The organism is Nocardiopsis sp. YSL2 (assembly GCF_030555055.1).
In the GTDB taxonomy this organism is placed as follows: domain Bacteria; phylum Actinomycetota; class Actinomycetes; order Streptosporangiales; family Streptosporangiaceae; genus Nocardiopsis.
On sequence record NZ_JAMOAO010000001.1, the window covers coordinates 567471 to 583845 of the forward strand.

13 protein-coding genes are annotated in these 16375 nt (G+C 71.7%); 7 read left to right on the forward strand and 6 right to left on the reverse strand.

Going from position 1 to position 16375, the window contains the following annotated elements:
* Positions 1-199: 199 nt before the first annotated feature.
* The 4 genes from pknB to thiI all read left to right on the forward strand — a co-directional run bounded on the left by pknB (position 200) and on the right by thiI (position 5484).
* The gene (gene pknB / locus M1P99_RS02460) at positions 200-2182 is read left to right on the forward strand and encodes a Stk1 family PASTA domain-containing Ser/Thr kinase (protein WP_304451059.1); all 1983 of its coding nucleotides are present in this window, start codon (positions 200-202) and stop codon (positions 2180-2182) included.
* A gap of 50 nt (positions 2183-2232) precedes the next feature.
* Positions 2233-2895 (forward strand): response regulator transcription factor, encoded by a 663-nt coding sequence (locus tag M1P99_RS02465; protein WP_304451060.1) that lies wholly within the window; start codon positions 2233-2235, stop codon positions 2893-2895.
* A 118-nt stretch (positions 2896-3013) separates the two neighbouring features.
* The gene (locus M1P99_RS02470; RefSeq protein WP_304451061.1) at positions 3014-4039 is read left to right on the forward strand and encodes a 6-phosphofructokinase; all 1026 of its coding nucleotides are present in this window, start codon (positions 3014-3016) and stop codon (positions 4037-4039) included.
* A gap of 164 nt (positions 4040-4203) precedes the next feature.
* On the forward strand, positions 4204-5484 hold the full coding sequence (gene thiI, locus M1P99_RS02475; protein WP_304451062.1) for a tRNA uracil 4-sulfurtransferase ThiI: 1281 nt from the start codon (positions 4204-4206) through the stop codon (positions 5482-5484).
* 63 nt (positions 5485-5547) lie between these two features.
* On the opposite strand, the gene aroF is transcribed toward thiI, so the two are convergent.
* Entirely contained in the window at positions 5548-6594 is a 1047-nt protein-coding gene (gene aroF, locus M1P99_RS02480; protein WP_304451063.1) for a 3-deoxy-7-phosphoheptulonate synthase, read from the reverse strand.
* A 398-nt stretch (positions 6595-6992) separates the two neighbouring features.
* Between aroF and M1P99_RS02485 the strand changes: the two genes are divergently transcribed.
* A complete protein-coding gene (locus M1P99_RS02485) occupies positions 6993-7553 on the forward strand; it encodes a molybdopterin-dependent oxidoreductase (protein WP_304455542.1) in 561 nt (186 codons plus the stop codon).
* Between the two features lie 354 nt (positions 7554-7907).
* Here M1P99_RS02485 and macS read toward each other — a convergent pair whose 3' ends face one another.
* The 3 genes from macS to M1P99_RS02500 are packed head-to-tail and all read right to left on the reverse strand — an operon-like array spanning position 7908 to position 10660.
* Positions 7908-9029 (reverse strand): MacS family sensor histidine kinase, encoded by a 1122-nt coding sequence (gene macS / locus M1P99_RS02490; RefSeq protein ID WP_369696577.1) that lies wholly within the window; start codon positions 9027-9029, stop codon positions 7908-7910.
* 3 nt (positions 9030-9032) lie between these two features.
* On the reverse strand, positions 9033-9866 hold the full coding sequence (locus tag M1P99_RS02495; protein ID WP_304451064.1) for a hypothetical protein: 834 nt from the start codon (positions 9864-9866) through the stop codon (positions 9033-9035).
* Entirely contained in the window at positions 9863-10660 is a 798-nt protein-coding gene (locus M1P99_RS02500) for a carboxylesterase (RefSeq protein ID WP_304451065.1), read from the reverse strand. The genes M1P99_RS02495 and M1P99_RS02500 overlap by 4 nt, the downstream gene beginning before the upstream one ends.
* 633 nt (positions 10661-11293) lie before the next feature.
* Here M1P99_RS02500 and M1P99_RS02505 point away from each other — a divergent pair.
* A complete protein-coding gene (locus M1P99_RS02505; protein WP_304455544.1) occupies positions 11294-12133 on the forward strand; it encodes a 1-acyl-sn-glycerol-3-phosphate acyltransferase in 840 nt (279 codons plus the stop codon).
* A gap of 81 nt (positions 12134-12214) precedes the next feature.
* On the opposite strand, the gene M1P99_RS02510 is transcribed toward M1P99_RS02505, so the two are convergent.
* Together M1P99_RS02510 and M1P99_RS02515 are read right to left on the reverse strand one after the other, a co-directional pair.
* Positions 12215-13162, reverse strand: a complete 948-nt coding sequence (locus M1P99_RS02510) for an ROK family glucokinase (RefSeq protein WP_304451066.1) — start codon at positions 13160-13162, stop codon at positions 12215-12217.
* A 146-nt stretch (positions 13163-13308) separates the two neighbouring features.
* Entirely contained in the window at positions 13309-13749 is a 441-nt protein-coding gene (locus tag M1P99_RS02515; protein ID WP_304451067.1) for a hypothetical protein, read from the reverse strand.
* 500 nt (positions 13750-14249) lie between these two features.
* On the opposite strand from M1P99_RS02515, the gene M1P99_RS02520 reads away from it, so the two are divergent.
* Entirely contained in the window at positions 14250-16049 is a 1800-nt protein-coding gene (locus tag M1P99_RS02520) for a long-chain fatty acid--CoA ligase (protein WP_304451068.1), read from the forward strand.
* Positions 16050-16375: the final 326 nt, after the last annotated feature.

A 16375-nucleotide genomic window follows, 5' to 3' on the forward strand; every position in this document is an offset into this window, starting at 1 on the left:
CCCTACCGGACACGGCGCGGACGACGAAGAGAACGGCGCCGTCGCCTCCCTCACAGCGGAAGCGGGGCGCCACGACCGCAGACCGCGGGGCAGATCCGGGGCGGGCTTCCGCTATCGTGTCGGTTCGACACCCTGTGTCGGGTACGCGCCACCGGCCGCGAAACGCCCGCGCTCCCCGCAGCAAGGACAGCACTCCGCCGTGGACATGACGACTTCCGACCCGCTCGTAGGCTCGACTCTGGACCGACGCTACTTCGTCGAGTCCCGGATCGCCGGTGGCGGGATGGCGACCGTCTACGTCGCCCATGACCTCCGCCTGGACCGACGCCTCGCGCTGAAGGTCATGCACGCGTCCCTGGCGCAGGACCCGACCTTCGTCCAGCGCTTCATCAACGAGGCCCACTCGGTCGCCAAGCTCTCGCATCCCAACGTCGTCCAGGTCTTCGACCAGGGCGAGGACCAGGGACACGTGTTCCTGGCCATGGAGTACGTGCCCGGGCGCACGCTGCGCGACATGCTCAAGGAGCGCGGCCGCCTCACCCCGCGGGACGCCCTGAACACGATGGCGCCGGTGCTGGCCGCCCTCGGTGCCGCCCACCAGGCCGGGATGGTGCACCGCGACGTCAAGCCGGAGAACGTCCTGATCACCCAGGACGGCCGGGTCAAGGTGGCCGACTTCGGTCTGGCCCGCGCCGTGGAGCAGTCCAACCAGGGCCTGACCCGGACCGGAACGCTCATGGGCACCGCCGCCTACCTGGCGCCCGAGCAGATCGAGAAGGGCACCGCCGACGCGCGCAGCGACGTCTACGCGTCCGGCATCATGTTCTACGAGCTGCTCACGGGCAGCCAGCCGCACACGGGCGAGACCCCGATCGCGATCGCCTACCAGCACGTCACCGAGGACGTCCCGCGTCCGTCGCACTTCCTGCCCAACCTGCCGCCCGAGGTCGACGACCTGGTGACCAAGGCCACCGAGCGCGACCCCCGGTACCGTCCGGGCAACGCGGGGCAGTACCTCGCCAAGGTCCTGGAGGTCCTGGACCGGCTGCCCGAGGACACCGCGGCACCGGCGGGACCGCTGCCTCCCGTCGCCGCCGGGGCCTCGCCGACGGCCGCCGTCACCGCTCCGCAACTGATCGCGGGCGGCGCGGGTCCCGGCACCCAGAACGCCACGATGATCGTGGACATGGGCGGCGCCGACTTCGGCGACGACGGATACGAGGACGACGACTACCCCGACGACCGCGAGGGCCCCCGGGGCCGCCGCGGCCTCCTGATGGGGATCGGGGCGGCGGTCCTGGCGGTCGTGCTGATCGCCGGCGGATGGTGGTTCGTCTTCGGCCGCTTCGAGGCGGTGCCGGAGGTGGTCGGGGCCAGCCCCGAGTCCGCCCGCGAGGACATCCGTACCGCCGGGCTGGTCTACGACCTGGTCGAGGAGCCCGTCTACAGCGACGAGGACCCGGGCACGGTCGCCCGCACCGAGCCCGAGGCCGGCGAGCGGCTCTCCCCCGGCGACGACGTGACCGTGTACCTGTCCATGGGCCCCCGGGCGGTGGAGATGCCCGACCTGGCGGGCGAGAACATCGCCAACGCCCTCGCCGCCCTGGAGGACCTCGGCTTCGACCCCGAGACCCTCGTCGAGGAGCCCGTCGACGCCGAGGACGTGGAACCCGGCGAAGTGATCTCCACCGATCCGGAGGCCGGAGCCGAGGCCGACCGCGAGGAGGGCGTCACCCTCACCATCAGCCGCGGCATCGAGGTGCCCGCGGTCACCGGGCAGGAGCTGGACGAGGCCCAGCGGACCCTGGAGGACCTCGGTCTGACCGTGTCGGTCACCGAGGAGGAGAGCGAGGACGTCGACGAGGGCGTGGTGATCACGCAGAGCCCCGACAACGGCAGCACGGTCGGCGCCGGCGGCGAGGTCCAGCTCACGGTCTCCACCGGCCCGCCGGGCATCGAGATCCCCGACGTCACCGGCAAGCGCATCACCGAGGCCAAGGAGATCCTGAAGGACGCCGGTTTCAAGGTCAAGGTCGAGCGGCTCTTCCACGGCCTCGTCGTGGTGTCGCAGTCCCACACCGGGACCGCCCCGAAGGACACGGAGATCACCATCACGGCGACCCCGGGCGGCATCGACCTGGGCGACTTCGAGGGCGAGGGCGACGGCGGGGACGACGACTGAACCGGCCCCGCTCGCCGTCGGCGCCCGTCGGGTGCCGATAGGCTCGCCCCATGGGCATGGACGCGATCCGGGTACTGGTGGTCGACGACCATCCGATGTGGCGCGACGCGGTCGCGCGCGACCTCGGCGAGGCCGGGGTGGACGTGGTCGGAACGGCGGGCGACGGCGCCAAGGCCCTGCGCATCGCGCCGGCCGCGCGCCCCACGCTGGCCGTGGTCGACCTGAACCTGCCGGACATGTCCGGGGTGGAGCTGACGGCGGGGCTGGTGGCCCTGGCCGAGCCGCCCCGCGTACTGGTGCTGTCGGCCAGCGGCGAGGGCGACGACGTCCTGGCCGCGGTCAAGGCGGGGGCGACCGGATACCTGGTGAAGTCCGCCGCGCGCGAGGAACTGCTGGACGCGGTGCGCCGTGTGCACGCCGGGGAGGCGGTCTACACACCGGGACTGGCCGGTCTCGTCCTGGGCGAGTACCGCAGGCTGGCCTCGGAGCGGGCACCCCGGGAGCCGGAGAGCACCGCCCCCGCGCTCACCCCGCGCGAGACCGAGGTGCTGCGCCTGGTCGCCAAGGGGCTGGCCTACAAGCAGATCGCGGCCCGGCTGACGATCTCGCACCGCACGGTGCAGAACCACGTGCAGAACACACTCGCCAAGCTCCACCTGCACAACCGGGTGGAACTCGTGCGCTACGCCATCGACCAGGGACTGGACGGGTAGCGGCACCCGCCCGCGCGATCCGCACCGGCTCTCGGGTTGGCCTGGACTCCCCCGGCCCACTATGGTCTAGACCATATGGCGCGATGCGCTGAATCACACTACGTCGAGGAGTTGTCGCATGCGAGTCGGGGTGTTGACCGGCGGTGGAGACTGCCCTGGTCTGAACGCGGTCATCCGCGCCGTCGTCCGCAAGGGGATCAAGGACTACGGCTACGAGTTCGTGGGCTTCCGGGACGGCTGGCGCGGCCCCCTGGAAGGCGACACCATGCCGCTGGACGTCACGGCGGTGCGCGGCATCCTGCCGCGCGGCGGCACGATCCTGGGCTCCTCGCGCACCAACCTGATGAAGATCGAGGGCGGTGTCGAGCGGGTCAAGGACAACATGGCCGGACTGGGCGTGGACGCCCTGGTGGCCATCGGCGGCGAGGACACCCTGGGCGTGGCGCGGCAGCTGCACGACCGGGGTGTGAACGTCGTGGGCGTGCCCAAGACCATCGACAACGACCTCAACGCGACCGACTACACGTTCGGTTTCGACACGGCCGTGAACATCGCGATGGAGGCCATCGACCGGCTGCACACCACCGCCGAGTCGCACCACCGCGCGCTCGTGGTGGAGGTCATGGGACGCCACGCCGGATGGATCGCGCTGCACTCGGGCATGGCGGCCGGCGCCAACGTGATCCTCATCCCCGAGCGGCCCTTCGACATCGACCAGGTCGTCAAGCACGTCGAGAGCCGCTTCCAGACGCAGTACGCGCCCATCATCGTGGTCGCCGAGGGCGCGCACCCCATGGAGGGCCAGATGGAGCTGGCGACCGGGGAGACGGACGCCTTCGGCCACGTCCGCCTGGGCGGCATCGGCCAGCGCCTGGCCGACGAGATCGAGCAGCGCACCGGTAAGGAGGCGCGCTCGGTGGTGCTCGGTCACGTGCAGCGCGGCGGCACCCCCTCCGCGTTCGACCGGGTGCTCGCCACCCGTCTGGGCGTGAACGCGATCGACGCCGTGCACGACGGGGCGTTCGGCAAGATGGTCGGTCTGCAGGGCACCGACATCGTGCGGGTGGACCTGGCCGAGGCCACCGACACCCTCAAGACCGTCCCGGCCGAGCGCTACGAGGAGGCCGAGGTCTTCTTCGGCTAGCCAGCGCGTGTGCGGTGGACGCCGAACGTCCGCCCAGTGGCCTCCCGCCCCCGTGCCGCCGTCCCGTCGGTACGGGGGCGGTGCTGTGCCCGGCGTTCGGAACGGTGGTGCGGATGTTCGATACTGGAGGCGGCAGTCATCCTGTACGCACCGGAGGTAGCACCATGTCAGCGTCGCTCGAGTCCGCGCCGCTCCCCGTAGCCGAGGTCGGAGCCGGCACCGGACTGGGCGAGCTCTGCGTGCTCATGAAGCTCGGCGAGATCGTCCTCAAGGGGTCCAACCGCAAGCTCTTCGAGCGGAGGCTGCACAACAACATCCGGGCGTCGGTACGCGACCTGGGCGACGTCCGCCTCTCCCAGCGCGGCTCGGGCGTCATCATCGTCCGCAAACCCGGCGCCTCCGACGTGGAGGTCGCCGAGATCGCCGACCGCATGGCCAACGTCATGGGCGTGGTCTGGGTGCACCTGGTGCGCCGAGTGGCCAAGGACCTGGACGCCATCACCGACATCGCGGTGCGCTCCCTGGCCGACCGCAGCGGCACGTTCGCCGTGCGGGCCCGCCGCCGGGACAAGCGCTTCGAGATGACCTCGTCGGAGCTGGCCGGCTACCTGGGCTCCAAGATCATCGAAGCGCACGGGTACCCGGTCAACCTCAAGCGGCCCGACAACACCCTGTTCGTCGAGGTCGACAAGGACGAGGCGTTCGTGTTCACCGACGGCATCCCGGGCCAGGGCGGCCTGCCGGCCGGGATGAGCGGTCGCGGCCTGGTGCTGATGTCGGGCGGCATCGACTCGCCGGTCGCGGCGCACCGGATGATCCGGCGCGGCCTGAAGGTGGACTTCCTGCACTTCTCCGGGATGCCGTTCACCGGCCCCGAGTCGATCTACAAGGCCTACAGCCTGGTGCGCCAGATCGACCGCTACCAGGTGGGCTCGCGGCTGTTCGTGGTGCCCTTCGGCAAGGCCCAGCAGCAGCTGAAGAGCTCGGGCATCGAGCGGCTGCAGATCGTCGCCCAGCGCCGCCTGATGCTCAAGACCGCCGAGGCGCTCGCCGACGACCTGGGCGCGGAGTGCCTGATCACCGGGGACGCCCTGGGCCAGGTGTCCAGCCAGACGATGACCAACCTCACCGCCCTGGACGACGCGGTGGACCTGCCGATCCTGCGGCCGCTCATCGGTATGGACAAGACCGAGATCATGGAGCAGGCCCGCCGGATCGGCACCCTGGCCATCTCTGAGCTGCCCGACGAGGACTGCTGCACGATGCTGACGCCGCGCCAGGTGGAGACCGCGGCCAAGATCCCGGACCTGCGCCAGATCGAGAGGCGGATGGACGCCGAGGAGCTGGCCGAGCACCTGGTCACCACGGCCCAGCTGCACAAGCCCAGTTTCCTGGGCGACGCGGCGCCCGCCCGGGTGGCACCCGCCGCCGCGGCCCGCGTCTGAGACGAGCGGGTGCTCCGCACGCCCGAGGGCCCGCGGAGCACCCGCTCTCACGCTCTCACGCCGTCACAGCGCGGCGAGTTCCCGGCCCGGCGCGGGCGTCAGGGTACGGCCGCTCAGGGTGGCCAGGGTCGCCGACAGGTCCCGCAGCTCCGCCAGGTCGCCCTCCTGCAGCGCCTGGGGGCCGTCGCACAGCGCCTCCTCCGGTGCGGGGTGCACGTCCACGATGATGCCGTCGGCGCCCACCGCGATGGCGGCGCGCGACAGGGGCAGGACGAGGTCGCGCTTGCCGCCGGAGTGCGAGGGGTCCACGATCACCGGCAGGTGGGACAGGTTCTGCGCCACCGGGACGGCACTGATGTCCAGGGTGTTGCGGGTGGTCTTCTCGAAGGTGCGGATGCCGCGCTCGCACAGGACGATGTCGAGGTTGCCGCGCTGAGCGATGTACTCGGCGGCCATCAGCCACTCCTCGATCGTGGCGCTCATGCCGCGCTTGAGCAGGACGGGCTTGCCCGCGTCGCCGACCGCCTGCAGCAGGGCGAAGTTCTGCATGTTGCGCGTGCCGACCTGGAGCATGTCGGCGTAGGAGGCGACCAGCTCGACGTCGGCCGCGTCCACGACCTCCGTCACGATGGGCATCCCGGTCTCCTCGCGCACGTCCGCGAGGATCTTCAGGCCCTGCTCCCCCAGCCCCTGGAAGGCGTAGGGCGAGGTCCGCGGCTTGTAGGCGCCGCCCCGCAGCAGCGACGCGCCGGCGGCCAGCGCCATCCTGGCGGCCTCCAGGGTCTGCTCGGGGGTCTCGACCGCGCACGGCCCGGCGATCACGGTCATGTTCTCGCCGCCGATCGGGACGCCGCGCACGCTCACCACGCTGCGGCTGTCGTGGTTCTCGCGGCTGACGAGCTTGTAGGGGGCCGAGATGCGCAGCACGTCGCTGACACCGGGCTTGGCGGCCAGGCCGAGGTCCTGGAACCGTTCGACGTCGCCGACCAGGCCGATGATCGTGCGGCTCACGCCGCGCGTCACGTAGGCCTCGCCGCCGACCGAGCTGACCAGCTCGACCAGATCGTCGATGTTGTCGGGGGTCGCGTCCGGTGCCATCACGATGACCATGTGGGTAGTCCCTGTTTGTTGGAGTGGCTGAGCCCCGTGGCGGCGGCCGGAACGCGAAGGAGCCCCGGGCCGTCCGGCCCGGGGCTCCTTCGAAGTCGTCCTGTATCAGCGCAGCGCTTGACAGGCGACCGTCCGGGAGTCGGGCCGGTAGCCATAAAAGCGCCAAAAGTTCCGCTGCATGGCTGTGACTATAGCGCACGTCCAGACAGAACCCGCACACCCGGGGGGAGTGACCTAGCTCTCGTTGCCGCCTGGCAGGATGGCCAGAGCCTCCCATCCCCCACCCAGCAGGGGAGGCGCACCGAGTGACGGCGCGGGAGGACCGGCCGTCTGAGAGAGGGGACGGATTGCACGAGGGAGCCCGGGCCGGAGACCGGGGGAACACACGGCGGGCCCACCTGCCGCCCGGCCAGGCGATACGCCACGAGCACAAGCCCCTGCACTACGGCCCCGTGCCCACCTTCCGGCCGCACCGGTGGGACTTCCGTGTCATGGGGGCCACCGAGACCCTGGGCACCTACCGCTGGACCTGGGACGAGTTCTCCCGCCTGCCGCGCACGGACACGGTCCGCGACTTCCACTGCGTGATGCGCTTCAGCGTCCCCGACGTGCCCTGGTACGGAGTGCTGCCCCAGGACCTGGTCGACATCGCCCCGCCCGCCCCCGAGGTCACGCACGTGATGGCGTGGGGCGAGTACGGCTACAGCGCCAACCTGCGCCTGGACGACTTCCTGGCCGAGGGCACGATGCTGGCCATGGGGCGCGACCACCGGCCGCTGGACCCCGAGCACGGTTTTCCGCTGCGGCTGGTGGTGCCCCACCTGTACGGCTGGAAGAGCGTCAAGTGGCTGCGCGCCGTCGAGTACATGACGGCCGACCGCCGGGGCTTCTGGGAGGAGCGCGGCTACCACAACCGGGCCGACCCGTGGCGGGAGCAGCGCTTCGCCCACCAGGAGTGACTCGGGGCGCCGTACGCCGGGGCCTTCGTCATCGCTCCTGCCCGGCTCGCGGGCTCGCCGGCGGCGGAGACTCCTCCTGCGGGCACAGGCGCGCCCCTCGCGCGTGCTTTCTTTGGGCCTCCGCTCGTGCCCGCGCCGTCGCCCGCCGCCACCCTCAACGGACGCCCGCGGCGCAGCCCCTCCTCGCTTCGGCCCGGATCGACCCCCTGGGGTCCCGGCGGACTTGACGGCCCCCACCTGTCACCCCCTGGGGTCACGGTGAGCGGGACCGCTGACCTTCAACCCCCTGGGGTTGCGGCAGGCGGGCACGCTGGCCTGTGACCCCCTGTGGACCCGCCACCTGACGGCTCACCTTCAACCCCCGGCGGCGCGGGGCACGCGCAGCTCGACCTCCGCGCCCTCGCCCGGCTGGGACACGTACTCCGCCGTCCCTCCCAGGTCCCGCAACCGCCCCTGGATGGACTGGGCGACGCCCAGACGGCCCTCGGAGCGGGCGGCGTCCAGGCGGTCGGCCGGGATGCCCGGGCCGTCGTCGCGCACGGTGACGGTCACGGTGCCGTCCTCGTCCTCCACCAGCACCCAGGCGCGGGTGCCCTCCGGGCAGTGGCGGGCCACGTTGTCCAGGGCGGCCTGGACGGCCGCGGAGACCTCCCCGGCCGACCGGGCGGACAGCAGCACCGGTGTGGCCGGGGTGGCGACGGAGACGGTGACCGACTCCTGTCTGCGCAGCAGCTCGCGCAGGTCCACCGGCCCGCCCTTCGGCTCGGGCAGGCCGTCGGCGATCAGGGAGCGCAGGCGCACCTCCTGCTCGCCGGCCATCCGGCCGAGCTCGGCCGCCTCCCCGCCTGCCTCGGCGCCGCGGCGCCGGACCAGTGCCAGGACCTGGAGGACCGAGTCGTGGATCTCCCGGGCCAGTTGCTCGCGCTCGAACAGGCGGGCCTCCAGGGCCACGGCCTGGGTGAAGCGCTCCTCGGCCCGCTCGGCCACGCGGGCCATGTAGCCCACGGCCAGGCCGGTCAGCAGTAGGAGCACCACGCCGCGCGCGGTCGCCCCCGTGATGGCCGCGCCCATGAGCACCCTGAGGGTGAGGTCGGCGAAGCCGTAGAGCAGGGCCACCGTCGCGGCGCCGCGACGGCCCCAGATCACGCTCGCCGACAGTGCGGCCCCGGCGAACCAGTAGCCGCTCAGCGGCGGGGCCTGTGTGAGGTAGTAGGGGGAGACCGCGACGGCCGTCGCGAACAGGCAGCCGAACGAGACCGCCAGGTCCGCGGTCAGCAGGCGCCGGGTCCGCCACCGGGGGCGGAGGTAGGCGTAGGCGGTGACCGCCGTCCACGCCGCCATGACCGCCAGGACGCCCCAGGCGGCCCAGGGCCGGACCAGGTGCTCGTGGTGGTGGACGAGCAGGACCAGCGAGTAGACGAGGGAGGCGGCACGGTACAGAGTGATCCCGCGCCACAGGGGGACGTCGAAGCCCAGGGCTCAGACCACCGCCCCGTCGTCGGGACCGTTGTCGCCGGGCGCCCTGCTGTCGGTCATGCGCAGGACCAGCACGACGAAGCTCGTCAGGAACGCCACGACCGCCGCGAACATCAGCCAGTTGGGCAGCGAGATCCCCAGGAAGGCCGAACCGAAGAGCACCACGGGGCCGCTCAGCAGGCCGAACCAGGCCGCGATGCCCACCCGGCTCCCCTGGAGCAGGGGCGGCGGTGGCGGCGGCTCGTAGTGGCCCTCCAGCTCCGCCTCGGCCCTGCGGGCCCGCTCGGCGGCCGCGTCCTCGTCGTCGGCCCCGTCCGAGCCCGCCAGGATGTCCCCGCCCGCACGCCCGGCACCGGAGTCCTCGTCCTCGTCCCGGACGCTCAGGTTCTCCGCGTCGGGCCAGGCCACCCGGCGGCGCTCGGTGCCGTCGTCTCCGTCGTAGAACCGTGCGACCAGGTCCTGCCACACCTCGTCCTCGTCGGCGGTCTCCGCGGGCGCGGCGTCGGGATCGACGTTCTCCGGCGGGCCGTCGAGCAGGTCGCCGCCGATCTGGGGGCCGGGCTCCACACGGGCCGTCTCGCCCAGCCCCGGCAGCTCGGCGCCCAGCACGCGCTCGGCGGCCCCGCGCTCCTCGGCGTCCACGTAGAGGTGGTCCGTGGGCGGGTCGTCGGCCCTGCCCCCGGCGGGGTCCTGCACGTCCTCCTCCAGCGGCACCGCGTACGCGGCGATCCCGCTGCGGCGCAGGGCGTCCAGCATCAGGTCCGCGTGCGAGGGCGCGAGCAGGATCAGGGGCACGTAGGCATCGGCGAGCAGGCCGTTGCCCCGACGTTGTGTCATCGGTCGGCTCCTTCCCCGCTTTCACCGTGCTCTCGCACGAACGCGAGGCTCCCGTCGAAGATGGCGGGCGCGTCGTGGTCGAGCGTGGCCACGTGGTAGCTGTCGTGCAGCAGGTGGATGGCCACCCTCGTGTTGACCGCCCTGTGAGCGAGCATACGCAGACTCCCGGGTCCCACCACGTGGTCCTGGGGGCTCCGGAAGGCCAGAACCGGCGCCCGCAAACCGGACATGCCCCCCTGAACCGCACGCCACAGCTTCGGGAGTGTCGCGGCGGCGGCGGTCGGGACCCGGTCGTAGCCGCCCTCGCTCGTGTCGTCCTTGGAGACGTCGCTGGTCACGCCCGGTGTGGACGGCAGCAGACGCGCCGCCAGTCGCCCGAACGGCGCGATGAGGGGCAGTCTGTAGTCCTCCACGACCAGCGAGGGGTTGACGAGCACGATGCCGCGCACGGTGTCGGGGTGCCGTTGGGCCAAGCGGACCGTGAGCGCCCCTCCCATGGACAGGCCCATGACGTAGACCTCGTCGCACCGCGCCGCCAGGTCGAGCAGGACGCGCTCCACGTGCGCGTACCAGTCGTCGGACCCGGTGAGGTTCATGTCCTGCCACACCGTGCCGTGCCCGGGCAGCAGCGGCACCTCCACGGTCAGCCCGGCCGCGGCCAGGTACTCGCCCCACGGGCGCATGGAGTAGGGGGACCCGGTGAATCCGTGGCAGAGCAGGACGCCGGTCCTGGACCCTGCGTGGCTGAAGGGTTCGGCACCCGGGAGGACCGGGGTGGCGTCGGTCGGGTTCACGCGGTGGCTCCCAGGAGATCGTGCGCCGCGCGGTCGCGCGGATGGTGCGGGCGGGTGGTGGAGATCGGGGCACACTCCGGAAATCGCGTTCCCGGCCCCCAGGCGTGAGGCTAGCCGTTCGACGGAGTGTTTGTCATCAGACGTCAAGGCGCCCCGTTCTTCGCCTGAAGAGGAATCTCGCCTCCACCCGGGCGAGGCGCAGGCGGAGGAGATGTCGCCCACGTTCGGGTGTGTCCGCTTCGTCCCGGACAGGGCTCCGGTCGCCCGGCCCCGGCCGGGGCGGAGGGTGTCGCGGCAGAGAGGCCACGGGGCGGACGTGGCGGGCCCAGAGCCCCGGGACACCGTCGGGCGGTCCGGGATCTCCGTCCCGAAGAGGGAGAAAGCCGAGAGGGCGGACGAACGCTCCTCCTTCGACTCGGTATCCTCAGGCGGGCACCGGACACCGCGGCCCGCGCGCGAGGGCCGAGGGGACACTTTGGCAGTTGGCCCCGCGCGGTGGGAGGATGGCGCATGTCAGTCGCGCTCCCCCGCTGTCGGTGGCCGGGGCGGTTCTGACGTTGTCGGCCGAGCGGGACAGAGAATCGGGCAGGCCCTGCCTGCGGACTCCCCGCGTGTGCAGGGGTGATCTGGACGATGTTCTACTGGGTGGTCAAGGCGTTCCTGGGCCCGATCCTGGCCGTGCTGTGGCAACCGCGGGCGGAGGGCGTGGAGAACGTGCCCCGGCGCGGGCCGGCCATCATGGTGAGCAACCACCTGTCGTTCTCGGACCACTTCTTCGGTCCGCTGCCGCTCCCCCGCAAGATCACCTTCCTCGCCAAGTCCGAGTACTTCACCGGTACCGGCGTCAAGGGCTTCTTCAGCCGGGCGTTCTTCACCGGAGTGGGGCAGATCCCGATCGACCGCTCCGGCGGCAAGGCCAGCGAGGCGGCCCTGCGCACGGGCCTGCGCGTGCTCAAGCGCGGCGACCTGCTGGGCATCTACCCCGAGGGCACCCGCTCCCCCGACGGCAAGCTCTACCGCGGCCGGACGGGCGTGGCGCGGCTGGCCCTGGAGGCCAAGGCCCCCGTGGTTCCGATGGCGATGATCAACCTGGAGAAGATCATGCCGCCCGGCCGCACCATCCCGAAGCTGGGTGTGCGCCCCAAGGTGGTCTTCGGCAAGCCGCTGGACTTCTCGCGCTACTACGGCATGGAGCGTGACCCCCGGGTCCTGCGGGCCATCACCGACGAGATCATGTACGCGCTGATGGAGCTGTCCGGCCAGGAGTACGTGGACCGCTACGCGCAGTCGGTCAAGGCCGAGCTGGAGGCCGAGGCCAAGGAGGCCCGCCGCGAGCAGCACGCCAGCGACAAGGACCGCCGCCGTTCCGACCGCGCCAAGCGCAAGGAGGAGCGCCGTGCCCGCAAGGCGGCCAAGCGCGCCGAGCGCGACGCCGCCGAGAGCGGGGAGGACGGCGCGGACCCGCGGGAGTGAGGCGGCTCCCGTCCACGCGTGAGGGCGCGGCTCCGGTGGTTCACCGGGGCCGCGCCCTCGTTCGTGCCGGGGCCGGGCCCGTCAGTGCCGGGCGAGGTCGCCCGCGCCGACGATGCCGGCCTCGCCGCCGAGCTCGGCCAGCCGGACCTCGGCCAGTCGGCGGCCCGGGCGGCCGGAGACGTGGCGGGCGAAGGAGGTCATGACCGGGTCCAGCAGGATCGCGCCGGCGTCGGAGACACCGCCGCCGAGGACGAAGCACTCGGGGTCGAGGATGGCCGCCAGGTCGGCCAGGCCCAGTCCGGCCCACTCGCCGACGATGCGGAAGCACTCCAGAGCGGCGCTGTCGCCCTCCAGGGCGGCCTGGGTGATGACGTGCCCCTCCACCTTCTCCACGTCGCCGTCGGCGAGCTTGAGCATCCTCTCGCCGGCCCGGGGGTCGGTCCGCGCCAGGTCCTGCCCCTCGGCCACCAGGGCGCGTCCGCTGGCGTACTGCTCCCAGCACCCGTGGTTGCCGCAGGCGCAGCGGCGCCCGTGCGGCACCATCCGGTAGTGGCCGATCTCCGCGGCCACGCCGTACCGGCCGCGGAAGAGGGCGCCGTCCAGGACCAGGCCGCCACCGATGCCGGTGCCGAGGGTGACGCAGACCAGGTGGGCGCTGCCGCGGCCGGCGCCGAAGCGCGCCTCGGCCCAGGCCGCCGCGTTAGCGTCGTTCTCGATCACCACCGGCAGGCCGACCTTCGCCTGGACGCGCTCCTTGAGGGGTTCGTCCCGCAGACCCAGGTTGACCGCGACCTGCACCGTGGCGCGGTCCTCGTCGACGAACCCGGCCACACCGACGCCGACCGCCTGGCACGCCTGCTCCGGCTGACGCGAGCGCAGGTCCTCGACGGCGCGGGCGACCACGTCGGCCAGGCCCGCCGGGTCGTTGGAGGGGGTGGGGTACTTGACCTTGTCCAGGATCTGCCCGTCCTGGTCCACGACCCCGGCTGCGACCTTGGTACCGCCGATGTCTACGCCGATGGTCAGCATGGGGGCAGTTCCTTCCTACTTACGCACGAACTCTGACATAAGCCGCAGGCTTCATGACAGAGGTCTTTCAAATGGTGTAAACCCCTCGATTAAACCAGGCCGAAGCGACCCGAGGTACCCCAGGAGCCCAACCCATCGGAAGCGCCCTACTCCCCGGAGGTGACCTGCGGCTTCGCCTCGTCCCCCCGCTTCGGGCCCGAGCCGGTTCCGGAGTCGTCGCCGGCCGACCGGTCGGCGTCCGATCCGGTCTGCTCAAGGGAGCGCTCGACCACGTCCCACGTGCGCCCCAGGGCGCCCGCGAGAGCCAGACCGGCCCGGCCCAGGTGCCCGGCGACCTCCGGGGCGGACGTGCGCACGATGTCGAACAGCTCCTCCACCGCGGGCCGCTCCGGCTTGGTCTCCAGCCGGATGGCCTCCTCCCACACGTCGCCCTTGCGCGGCGCGGAGGTGACGGCACCGACCCCGCGCCGCACCCCCGCGGTGATCAGCTTGCGCTGCAGGCCGTCGACCAGCTTCAGGGCGTCGTCGATCAGGTCGGGGGCCTCGCCCCGCCCCGATCCCTGCGGGCGACCGTCGTTCTCCGTCATCTCCGGACCTCCTTCGTCGGCATCCTCTGGGCTCACGTTAACCGGCCCGGGCGGCGCCGGGCGGGTTTCTCAGGGCAGGATCAGGGGCGAACCAGGGTGGCCCCGGGACGCCTCGCGACGGCACGCTCCGACCCTCCGCACTGAAAAACGCCCGAAACACCACAGAAGCCACCTGATGTGGACGAAGGTCACGACAAGGGATAGTCTCGCGTGCGTACGAGAAGGAGCCGGGACCACAGTTCTGACCTGCGCACTCCCGGACGGCCGGTCCGGCGTCGATCGCCACCGGACCGGGCATATCCCCCGTACGAACAACCATCCCAGGGGGTCGGGGACACCGCTTCCACACCGTTCCGAGCTGCGGGTTCACCGTGGCCGCGAATGGACACGGATCACTGTTGGATACCGAACGGCAACATGACCTACTCACGAGTAGCGTGTGTTGTTACGCTCATCACGTCCCCCCTGTCAAGATCCCCGTACACGTCCAGGAGCATCACGTGCGCGAATACAGCTCTCCCGTCAAGGTTGAGATCGCCGATGACGCGCGGCTGACCGACACGCTCTACGCGCGCGCGGCAAGCGAGCCCGACGCCGTCGCCGCCCGTCGGCAGGAAGCCGGCCAGTGGCGCGACATCACCGTCGCGGAGCTGCACGGCGACATCGCCGCGTACGCCAAGGCGCTCATCAACGCGGGTATCGAGCACGGCGACCGTGTCGCCCTGATGTCGCGCACCCGCTACGAGTGGACGGTCCTCGACTACGCCATCTGGTCGATCGGCGCCGTCACCGTTCCGGTCTACGAGACCTCCTCCGCCGAGCAGGTCGAGTGGATCCTGAGCAACTCCGGAGCCCGGGCCGCCTTCGTCGAGACCACCGACCACGCCGAACGCGTCGAGTCCGTCCGCTCCTCGGCCCCCGACCTCGGCCAGGTCTGGACGATCGAGGGCGAGGACCTGGACCGGCTGCGTGCGACCGGCACCGACGTCGACGACGCCACCCTCGAGAAGCGGCGCACCGCGGTCAAGGCCGACGACCTCGCCACGCTCATCTACACCTCCGGCACCACCGGCCGCCCCAAGGGCTGCGAGCTCACGCACCGCAACTTCCTCTTCATCGCCCTCCAGGCACTGGAGGGGCCGGCCCGGCAGGTCCTCAAGGGCAAGGAGAACCCCTCCACCCTGCTCTTCCTCCCGCTGGCCCACGTCTTCGCCCGCTTCGTCCAGGTCATGGTCGTCGAGGGCAAGGCCACCCTGGGCCACTTCCCCTCCACCGGCCCGGAGCTGATCGAGCAGTTCTCGGAGTTCCGCCCGACGTTCCTCCTCGCGGTCCCCCGCGTGTTCGAGAAGGTCTTCACCAAGGCCGAGCAGAAGGCCACCGCCGAGGGCAAGGGCAAGATCTTCAACGCCGCCGCCGAGACCGCCATCGCCTACAGCCAGGCGCTGGACACCGGCCGCGTCCCGCTGGGCCTCAAGCTCAAGCACGCCCTGTTCGCCAAGCTGGTCTACGGCAAGCTCCTGGCCGCCCTGGGCGGCAACGCCGACTCCGCCGTCTCGGGCGGTTCGGCGCTCGGCGCCCGCCTGGGCCACTTCTTCCGCGGTATCGGCTTCACGATCATCGAGGGCTACGGCCTCACCGAGACCACCGCCCCCACCGCGGTCAACAGCATCGAGTTCAACAAGATCGGGACCGTGGGCCAGCCGCTGCCCGGAACCACCGTGCGCATCGCCGAGGACGGCGAGGTCCTGCTCAAGGGCGACCACATCATGGTCGGCTACTGGGACAACGAGAAGGCCAGCAAGGAGGCCTTCACCGAGGACGGCTTCTACCGCACCGGGGACCTCGGCTCCCTGGACGACGACGGCTTCCTCAGCATCACGGGCCGCAAGAAGGAGATCATCGTGACCGCGGGCGGCAAGAACGTCGCCCCGGCCGTGCTGGAGGACCGCATCCGCGCCCACGCGCTGGTCAGCCAGTGCATGGTGGTCGGCGACAACCGCAAGTTCATCGCCGCCCTGGTCACGATCGACCCCGATGCGTTCGAGCAGTGGAAGGAGGCCAACGGCAAGTCCGGCGCCATCGCCGACCTGACCGAGGACCCCGACCTCAACGCCGCCGTCCAGGAGGCCGTGGACAACGCCAACAAGGCCGTGTCCAAGGCCGAGGGCATCAAGAAGTTCCGCATCCTGCCCAGCGACTTCACCGAGGAGAGCGGCGCGCTGACCGCCTCCCTCAAGGTCAAGCGCCACGTGGTGAGCAAGGAGTGGAGCCAGGAGATCGAGGACATCTACGCCGGCTGAGGACGCCCGGAAGACGGGGCCTTCGCGCCTTCCGGTGCACTCCAGGACCCGTCGGCGCCCTCACCCCCCTGCTTTCTTTGGGCCTCCGCTCGTGCCCGCGCCGTCGCCCGCCACCACCCTCAACGGACGCCTTCGGCGCAGTGCTTCCTGCTTTGGCCCGATCAACCCCCTGTAGTCCCCAACACTGAACGGCCTACCTCTCACCCCCTGGGGTCGAGGTAGGCCGTTTTCGTGCGGCTCCAACCCCCTGCACACCCCCTCTCCCACCGGCCTGCGTCTCACCCCCTCAGGTGGCCCCAGGCCGTTCCCTGCGGCTTCCCCCTGGG